At 75.1% G+C, this 313-nt stretch carries 1 protein-coding gene; it reads right to left on the bottom strand.

Translation table 11 applies throughout. The features are described 5' to 3' along the window. The coding region (locus CVH10_RS25905; protein WP_219924850.1) for a hypothetical protein at positions 1-313 on the bottom strand (313 nt) is incomplete at both ends.

Raw genomic sequence — 313 nt, 5'->3', positions numbered from 1 at the left:
CTCGCGCACCCCGAGCGCCTGATCGGGCGGCGTGAAGTCGGGATCGAGGGCCGTCAGGGCAGGGTCGGCGGCCGTCGGCGCGGCGCTTTCGGCGGCGGTCAGCCCCGGCGCGGTCAGGACGACGCTCGCGGCTTCGGCGGCTGCGAAATCCTTGGGGGTGGTCTCGGCGGGCTTTCCGACCAGCGGATTATGCACGTCGTTCGCGGCGACGACAGCCACGGGCTTGACCGCCTGGCCCTCCAGGGGCTCCACGTCGGCGATGGGGCCGACGGTCCTGGCGGCATAGGTCGCCTCGGCCAGCGGCGCCGGGGCG

Source organism: Halomonas sp. ND22Bw (genome assembly GCF_003011945.1).
Taxonomy (GTDB): Bacteria; Pseudomonadota; Gammaproteobacteria; order Pseudomonadales; family Halomonadaceae; genus Halomonas; species Halomonas halophila.
This window is presented reverse-complemented; position numbering and strand designations above follow the sequence as displayed.